The following is a 7,747-nucleotide window of genomic DNA, read 5'->3' as shown; positions in this document are numbered from 1 at the left end:
CCCCTCCACCGCCGCCCGCTCCAACCCCCGGCAGCAGCGCCCGCAGCGAGTCGATGTGCTCCCGCTGCGCCTCCACCTGCACCGTCAGGCTGCGCGCCCGCTCCTCCGCCAGCTCCAGCCGGTGTTCCGCGCGCTCCCGCTCCGCCCGCTCCCGCTCCCGCTCCCGCTCCCGCTCCCGCTCCAGTGCCGCCCGCAGCGCCGCCGCGTCGTCGAGCACCTGACCGTGCCCGGCGGCGGACACCCCGCCCGGCACCGTCGGCGCGCTCGGTACCAGGTCCGGGGGAGCGGGCGCGTCCAGCGTGAATCCGGCGGCCAGCAGATCCTCAACGGGGACCATCCACCCGCGAGTCGGGTCCTCGTACGCGCCGGGGAACTCGCCGCTCTCGCGGCGGCGGCGGATGGTGCTGCGGCTGACGCCGCAGGCGGCGGCAGCCTCTCGCTGATTCAGCAGGGGGCGCGGCATGCGCTCATCCTCCAATACCGGCCATTCGCAGGCTCACAGGACCGTCCGATATCGCCAGTGACCCAGTAGCAGCGACGCCGTTCCCACTGTGAGCACAGGTGATCGTCCGTCAGAAAGCCAAAGCGGTCGAATACCTGTACGGACTGTGATTTCTTGATCACTACCACGGATGAACGGGGGAGTCGGTGGCGAAGAAGCGGACCAGCAGTGATGCCGAGGACGAGTTGTGGGGGCAGGCGGCCGGGGCGATCGGGGCGCTGGTCATCGTGACCGGCATCCTGGTCGCTATCAGGGACAAGCTCGGCTTGTCCTGGGGTGCGACGGTGCTCCTGGTGGCCGGCGTGCTGGTCGCGCTCGGCTACGCGGCCTGGAGGACGCGCACCTGGCTGCTCGCCCGCTGGCGCTCCGTCCCCGAACCCGCCGCCGGCCCGGCGGACCAGGCGGTCGAGGAGGCCGGCCCGCCGGTCCGCCCGCACCCGCTCCTGACCACCGCGTTCACCAAGGCCGGCGTCATCAAGGTCGACCAGGTCATCGACGCCGACGAGGTCACCGTCACGCAGGTTTCCACCGGCAGGATTTACGAGTTCCTACTGCCTGAGGGCGGCAAATTCGAGGACGTGGAAAACCGTCTGGCGGCCGTGGCAGGAATGTTCCGCGCCACCCGCCTGCACTTGAAGGTCGAGCGCAGCCGCCGCGAGGAGCGGCGCGTGAAGCTCCTGGTGTTGGATGACCCGCCTTTCACCCGGCCCTTTCCTGCGCCAACCCGTCAGGAGATCAAGGCGCACGGCGGTGTCCCGCTGGGACATGAAATCACCGGTCAGGTTTTCGGCGTTGAGACCCTGGATAAGGCGTCCATGCTGGTGGCCGGTATGAGTCAGACCGGTAAAACGACTCTGGTCAACGGAATGGTGACCTGTCTGCTCATCGCCTACGAGAGCTTTGATCTCTACCTCGTGGACGGAAAACTCGCTGGATTCGCGCACTTCTCCAGCGCGTGCGCGCGCTTTGAGGCGTCGGACGATCCGGCCGTCTTCGAAAGCGTGCTGGATGAGCTGAACGGGCGCGTGGAAAAGCGCTATACGAGGATGCAGGAGGCCAAGCAGAATCGTCAGCCGGCCCCGCGGTTCAAACCCGTCATCCTCATCGTGGACGAAGTGGCTGACTTCTTCGCCGACGATGGCACGCAGAAGGGTCGGGACCGGGCGGCCCGTATCACCGAAAAGGCGCGCAAGCTGACCGCCAAGGGCCTGGAGGCCGGGGTTTCCGTTGTGTTGATGACGCAGCGTCCCGACCGGGAGGCCATTCCGGTGAAAGTGCGTAGTCAGCTCCAATACCGGCTGTGCTTGTATGTGGATTCCAGCGGCACGGCAAAGGTGGCGCTGGGGGACAACTACTTTGATAGCGTAGCGCCGATCCACCCGAAAAGCCTTGACCCGGGAATCAAGGGGCAGGCCGTCCTTTTCGCGCGGGGGACTTCCACCCTCATCCGTGGATTCGACTTCCCGGAATCCTTCATGTGGCACGTCGTAGACGAAGCGGCCGCGCGGCTCCAAAAAAGCCCGAAGGGGGCGGCGGCACCGGAAACCGCCCCGGCGTCGCCGGTGGATCAAGCTATCGCCGTGCTGCAAGAAAGGGAGGTCGATTTCATGCCCACAGCAGAGCTGGCACCGCTGCTCGGAATCGAAGAGACCGACCCGATCGCACGCGGAAAGCGCCTCAGCAAACTCCTCGGAGTGCAGGCGCACAGGACCAGCTCGGGCGCACGGGGCTACCTCCTGACGGACCTGGCGGCCGCCGCGGACGACGGCTCGTAAGCGTCACCGAGCACCGTCAGAGCACCGTCAAAGGCTCCGTCAGACCACCGTCAGGGCTCCGTCAGTCCTGACGGACGCTCCGTCAGGACTGACGGAACGATGACGGAGTCCAATGACGGACCTGACCAGCGAAAACCAGCAAATGACGGGATGGAGGAGTTTCGCCGTGAGAGCCCCTACGGCCGCGATTCTCGCGGTAGGCGCCACTGCCGCCGTCGCGGGAGCCGCCCTGCTCCAGGCGGCCGGCGAGGACCCCGTGGGCGCGGCCCTGAGCCTGGCCGTCCCCAGCGAGTACCAGGACCTCGTCGAGGAGGCCGGCCGCACCTGCCCGGAAGTCACGCCGGATCTTCTCGCCGCCCTCCTGTCACAGGAATCGAGATTCGACCCTGAAGCACAGAGCCCGGCCGGAGCGCAAGGCATCGCGCAATTCATGCCCTCCACCTGGGAATCCCACGGAATCGACGGAAACAGCGACGGAAAGCGGGACGTCTGGGACCCCGAAGACGCTATCCCGTCCTCCGCTCGATACCTGTGCACCGTCGCTGAGGAAGTCTCGGACGTGCCCGGGGACAAGCAGCAAAACATGCTGGCCGCCTACAACGCCGGAAGCGGCGCGGTGAAGAAGTACGGCGGGATACCGCCGTACAAGGAGACCCAGACCTACGTCCGCGCCATCACCGACGCCTCCAAGCAGCCGTCCGGCTCCGGCCGCATAGTGAGCGGCGGGCAGGCGAAAACCGCGATCTCCGCCGCCGAGAAAATGATCGGAAAGCCCTACTCCTGGGGCGGCGGAAACGCCGCCGGGCCTTCCACGGGCATCTGCTGCTCTCCGAGCGGAAAATCCGGCGCGAGTATCACCGGATTCGACTGCTCGGGACTCACGCTCTATGCCTACGCGAAAGCGGGGATCACCCTTCCCCGAACGGCCGCCGCACAATACGCCGCCTCCCGCAGGATTGATTTCAAGCAGGCCCGCCCCGGAGACCTGATCTTCTACGGCTCCAGTGCCGCCGCCGGAATACACCACGTCGGAATCTACGTCGGCGGACCGTACATGATCGACGCACCCCGCCCCGGCACTCAGGTCCGCTACTCCCGAATCGACTCAATGGACGACCTTTACGCCGTCGCCCGCCCCGTACACGCATCAAGCAAGGAGATCTGATAATGAGCGAATTCGGCCTTCTCGCTGCTCCCATCGACATGTCCAAGGGATTCGTGGACTTTTTCGACACCATCGGCCTGACCGGCGAGGGGCTGGTGACGAAGGGAATCGCCGCCGTGATCGCGGTCATCGCCGTCCGCATGCTGCTCCAGCTCCCGCAGGACGCCAAAGCGGCGCTGCGCAAGGGCGGAATGGCGATCGGCACGCTTTTCGTCGCCGTCATCCTCGCCCTGTACGGGGACACCCTTTTCTCCACCGTGACGGACGCCGAGAAGCCGACCGCCAGCAGCTCCCAGAACAACTAGGACGACCATGCCCGATAAGCCTGGCTGCGAGCTGCTGAAGGGCCCGGCCTACGACATCTGCATGGCGAACGAGGAGGCCGGCCCGGACGGGGCCACCGGCTCCGGCGGCGGTGGGGGAGGCATGGCCGACGGGGCCGCCGACTCCGTCAGGAAGATGGCCGACAAGCTGATCACGCAGCTTCACGACTTGCTGGTCCCTGAGGAGGTGTGGGCCCCCGACCGGCCGGATTCGGTGATCTACGAACCGTTCCAGTGGCTGGGGCAGCACTTGGCGGTGGTGATCGCCACGGTGGTCGTCGTGGTGTGCGCGCTCACCGCCTGGCGGGGGGCGCCGCACCTGCGGCAGATGGGGACGTCGGTCGGCTCCGCCCTGGTGGCGATCATCGCCATGGGCGCGATCCCCGGCGCGGTCGACTTGCTGGCCAAGGCCGTCAGCTCGGCATTCACCGCCGCTTTCAACTCCAACGAGAGCACGTTGTTCGCGACCATCGGCACCGACATGAACGCAGCCGCCCGGACCCTGGACCCACTGCCGCTGCTGCTGATCGTCGCCGCGCTGGTGGTCGCCCTGGCGCTCGCCGGCCTGGTCTTCCTGTGTCGCCAGCTCGGCATCCTGGTGTTCGTCTGTCTCGCCCCGCTGGTGCTGGCGTCTCTGGCGCGCGGCGGGGACACCTCCGCCGTCCGGGCCTGGGCCGGCAGGCTGCTGGGGTTGATGTTCGCGCCGTTCGCCCTGCTGATCGTCGCCCCGTTCGTGGCGCTGGCCAAGGGCAACCTGGTCATGGACGGGGTGCTGCTGGTCGCCGCCGACGTGGTGATGCTGCGCATGATCTTCCACGGGGTGCCCTACTTCGGGCCGCGGATCGCCGGAAAGGTGCGCACGGTGGTGGAGCGTCACACCACCAACCGCCTGGTGAGGGACGTGGTCCGGGCCGGCGTGCCCACGTTCTACGAGCAGGAGAACTCCCCGCGGATCAGGACGGTGCCGACCCCGGGCCGCGCGGTCGCCCAGGACGGCGACCGGCTGTTGGCCGCCTACGGCATCCGGCAGCCAGCCCGGCCCGGTCGGCTCACCACGGACTCGGCCATCGCCCAGACGCACGAGAGCGCGGAGCGCTACGAGCGGATGCGCCGGGCCCGGCTCCAGTCCCGCGCTGCCGTCCAGGCGGCCGGCGGCGGTGCGCCGGCCGGGACGGGGCGGACGGTCCCGCAGGCCCGGCCGGCGTCGCCCGCCCCGCGCCCGGCCGGTCCGCCGGCGACGTCGCCAGGAGCCGGCCCGCAGCCGCCCGCCGGTCCGCCGCCCGCCGGTCCGCCGTTCCGGCCGTAGCCGCAGCGGCGCCCGCCTCCCGGGCCGGTGCCACTCGGCTCCGGCCCGTCCCCTGCACGACCCGCACCCGGAGGTTCCCCCGTGTACTCGCTGTCACCCGGCTACCGCGTCCCCGCGCTGCAACGGGGTCTGTCCCCGCTGGAGCGCGGACTGACGAAGGGAGTCGGGCTCGTCGGCGGCGGGTTGATGGCGTCGGCCATGATCACCCCGCCGCCGTTTTGGACGCTCGGCGCGGTGGGCGCGGCGGCCGCGCTGGTCAACTGGTCGCCGGGCCCCCGGTCGCTGGGCCGGTGGGCGGCGGTCGGCGGTCGGCGGCTGGTCGAGCGGACCGCGCCGGCCGCCATGACCCGTCCCGCTCGGGGCAGCGCGACGTCCACCTGGACGCTCTACCCGGACCACGGCACCATGCAAGACCCCTACCGGCGCACCCTCTGGCACGAGGCACTCGGCCGGGCACTGGCGTTCGCCGGCGGCCAGGCCCGCACGGCCGGCGTCCAGGTCCACGGCGCCTACCAGCGCACCACCACCGAGGACACCCACCACGCCCAGACTCTCTCCATCCACGTGCCGCGCGGACTGGTCGGCCAGCCTGACCGGCTCCTGGAGACCATCGCCGGGGAGTTCGCGGGCCTGGGCGCGCTGGCGCCGCTGGAGCCCGAACCGGCCCCCCAGGTAAGCGAGCGCGGACCCGGCTGGGTCGGTCTCGATACCGGCCGCTACGCGGTGACGGCCCGGATCACCGCGTGGCCGCAGGAGACCGACGGCGACCTGATGCCGCGTCTGCTCCTGGGCGCAGCCGCGGACTGGAGCCTGGGCGTGCTCTACCGGCCGCTCCCGGCCGGCCAGTCCCGCCGCTCCGCGAAGTGGCAGAGCGCCGCCGGCGAAGCCTTCACCACCGACACGATCAAAGCGGCGACACAGAGCCTGGCGAGCAGCGGCACCCAGGGCGCACTGGCGGCCGGCGCGGCGCTGGTGGACCTGGACGCCTACCTGACCGTGTGGGCCGACACCCCGGAAGAGATCGCGGAGGCCCGGTGGCGCGCCCACCTGGCCGCCGACCGGCACCGCATCCGCCTGGACTGGCTGCCCGGCCAGCAGCACCGCGCCTACCTGATGACCACCCCGCACGCCGCCTGCACCCGCAAGGGGGCCGTCCTGTGATCCGCCTGACCACCACCGCCGCTGCCGTCACCGCCCCGCTCCCGGCATCGGCCGCAGCGTTCCCCGGCATCCGCATCGGCCGCAGCGAGGTAGACGGCAGACCGTTCCACCTCTCGCCCGTCCAGGTCCCCGTCGAACTCCTGCCCTCCACCAGCAGCCTGGCGTTCGGCGGCCTCGGCTCCGGCAAGTCGGCCACCGCCAAAGCGCGGATCAGGCGGGAGATCCTGGAGCGCGGCCACCAGGCCGTCGTCGTCGACAGCTTCGGGGAGGACGCCGCCACGGGCGGGGAATGGGCGCCCCTGGTGCGCTCCCTCGGCGGCCAGATCATCAGGGCCGGTGACTTCACCCTGAATCCGCTCTCCGAGCTGCTGCCGCCCCAGGTACGCGAGCAGCTCGTCCGCTCGCTGATCCTGTCGGTGGAGCCGGCCGCGCTCACCCCCCACTCCACCCACGCCCTTCAACACGCCTTGACCCACCCCAAGGCCACCACGCTGACGGGGCTGGTGGATGCGCTGATCAGCCCGGAAGACGGCCGGTGGAGCGCGGAGCGGCTGACGGCGTGGGGCGAGCACGCGGCCATAGCGCTCAGCCGGTACACCGAAGGCTCCATGCGGGGCCTGTTCGACGGACCCGACGCCGGCCTGCCCCCCGCAGACCTACCGATCTTGTCCCTGGATTTCACCGCCCTGGACCGCAGTTCACCGGCCATCCCCTCACTGATGGCGGCCGTCGCGTGCTGGGCCGAACACGTCTGGCTGCCGCAGTCCACCGCCCCCCACCGGCACCTGGTCCTGGAAGAGGCGTGGGAGATCTTGCTGTCGCCCGCGACCGCCGGCCTGATGCAACGGCTACTGAAGAACTCCCGCAAGGCCGGCCTGTCCCTGGACTGCGTGATGCACACGCTGTCCGACCTCGGCAGCGGTCAGGCCCGAGACCTGGCCCGGCTCTGCGAAGTCGCCTACGTGGGCCGCCTGGGCCCCGAGGAGGCCGAAGCGGTCGGCGCGCTCCTTGGCCTGCCTGCCTGGGCCACCTCGCGGATCTCCACCCTGCTGCCAGGTCAAGCCGTGTGGAAGGTGGGTCCCTCCTACGTGGACATCGTGCACACCGTGCTCAACGAGGAGGAGGCGGCCCTCACCGACACTTCGACCCGCCGCCGCGCTGCGCAGCGGACACCGGACGCCGATGACGACGACCACGGCCAGGACGACCACGGCCAGGAGGACGACGGCGGCCAAGACGACGACCGGCACCGACCCCAGGACCGGGACGACGAGGAGGGCCCGGCCTCAGGCCCGTCGGGCCGTACCGGCCTGGACGCCCTGCTGGCGTACGACCAGGAGCCCGACGACCCCGACACCGCCCGCCCGCATCACTCCGAACCGGCGACCGCGCCCGTGCCCACCATGGACAGCCAGCACCAGGCCGCCATCGATGCCGCACGTGCCGGCCGCCTCTCCGAGGCCGCGGACCTCGCCGCGCTGGGGGAGCGGGCCGACATCCGGGCGTACGGCATCA

At 70.3% G+C, this 7,747-nt stretch carries 7 protein-coding genes; 6 read left to right on the top strand and 1 reads right to left on the bottom strand.

Going from position 1 to position 7,747, the window contains the following annotated elements; genetic code table 11:
* Positions 1-463: helix-turn-helix transcriptional regulator (locus C6N75_RS24415; RefSeq protein ID WP_146132662.1), on the bottom strand; the 463-nt coding region annotated here is incomplete at its 3' end.
* A 185-nt stretch (positions 464-648) separates the two neighbouring features.
* Between C6N75_RS24415 and C6N75_RS24410 the strand changes: the two genes are divergently transcribed.
* From C6N75_RS24410 to C6N75_RS24385, 6 genes are all read left to right on the top strand, one after another.
* Positions 649-2,277 (top strand): FtsK/SpoIIIE domain-containing protein, encoded by a 1,629-nt coding sequence (locus tag C6N75_RS24410; RefSeq protein WP_105871053.1) that lies wholly within the window; start codon positions 649-651, stop codon positions 2,275-2,277.
* Between the two features lie 112 nt (positions 2,278-2,389).
* On the top strand, positions 2,390-3,442 hold the full coding sequence (locus C6N75_RS24405; RefSeq protein ID WP_258177590.1) for a bifunctional lytic transglycosylase/C40 family peptidase: 1,053 nt from the start codon (positions 2,390-2,392) through the stop codon (positions 3,440-3,442).
* A 2-nt stretch (positions 3,443-3,444) separates the two neighbouring features.
* Positions 3,445-3,747 (top strand): hypothetical protein, encoded by a 303-nt coding sequence (locus C6N75_RS24400; protein ID WP_105871052.1) that lies wholly within the window; start codon positions 3,445-3,447, stop codon positions 3,745-3,747.
* A gap of 7 nt (positions 3,748-3,754) precedes the next feature.
* Positions 3,755-5,071: a hypothetical protein gene (locus C6N75_RS24395; protein ID WP_105871051.1), complete on the top strand. Its 1,317-nt coding sequence runs from the start codon at positions 3,755-3,757 to the stop codon at positions 5,069-5,071.
* An 81-nt stretch (positions 5,072-5,152) separates the two neighbouring features.
* Positions 5,153-6,232: a hypothetical protein gene (locus tag C6N75_RS24390; RefSeq protein ID WP_105871050.1), complete on the top strand. Its 1,080-nt coding sequence runs from the start codon at positions 5,153-5,155 to the stop codon at positions 6,230-6,232.
* Positions 6,229-7,747: hypothetical protein (locus C6N75_RS24385; RefSeq protein WP_105871049.1), on the top strand; the 1,519-nt coding region annotated here is incomplete at its 3' end. The genes C6N75_RS24390 and C6N75_RS24385, both read left to right, overlap by 4 nt.

Source organism: Streptomyces solincola, assembly GCF_002982015.1.
In the GTDB taxonomy this organism is placed as follows: domain Bacteria; phylum Actinomycetota; class Actinomycetes; order Streptomycetales; family Streptomycetaceae; genus Streptomyces; species Streptomyces solincola.
The sequence above is the reverse complement of the archived record's forward strand: the minus strand, read 5'-3'. Positions and strand labels throughout refer to the sequence as shown.